General features: G+C 58.5%; 1 protein-coding gene. It reads right to left on the bottom strand.

What is annotated here, in order from left to right; translation table 11 throughout:
• On the bottom strand, positions 1 to 739 hold a 739-nt coding region (locus tag V7672_RS15240; protein ID WP_335625416.1), incomplete at both ends, for a DegT/DnrJ/EryC1/StrS family aminotransferase.

Below are 739 nucleotides of genomic sequence, written 5' to 3' on the forward strand. Positions count from 1 at the left end.
GTGCCCTGAAAACAGGGAACGCCCCGGGCGTTTATCTCATTGCTAATCTGGTCACGGTCCCAACCTGCGGCGAGATTGTCAGCCCGCACATAGGCATAGTATTTATAGAACCCATGCAAGGTGCCGTTGTCTGAGATCGGACCCGCGTAGCCTGCACAATGCAGATCTGGCAGGCGGACCGGGCCTTCAGTGCCGGAAAATGGCAACAAGGCGTCGGTGATCACTTGGGCATTTCTGGTGCGGGCTTCGGTCCAATCGGCCATCCGGCCCAGTTGAATCCGACCTAAGACACCTTGAATTTCGGTCATGCGCCAGTTGGTGCCAAAGTCTTCATGCAGCCAGCGATAGCCAGGGGGATGCTTGCGTTCATAGACCGCCTCATAACTTTTGCCGTGGTCCTTGAAGGCCCACATTCGCCGCCACAGCGCCTCATCATTGCAAGTGACCATGCCTCCCTCGCCGCCGGTGGTCATGATCTTGTCTTGACAGAACGACCAGGCACCTACATGACCAATGCCGCCCACTGCGCGGCCTTTATAGCGGGTGCCATGGGCTTGGGCACAATCTTCTATGACCTTCAGTTCTTTGACCTCTGCCAGTTCCATGATCGGGTCCATGTCGCAGGGCCAGCCGGCCAGATGCACCGCGATTATGGCGCGGGACCGAGGGGTTATCACGGCCTTGATGGTCTCGGCCGTGATGTTGCCGCTGTCGGGGTCGACGTCGGCAAAGATCGGCG

Source organism: Brevundimonas sp. (assembly GCF_036963785.1).
In the GTDB taxonomy this organism is placed as follows: domain Bacteria; phylum Pseudomonadota; class Alphaproteobacteria; order Caulobacterales; family Caulobacteraceae; genus Brevundimonas.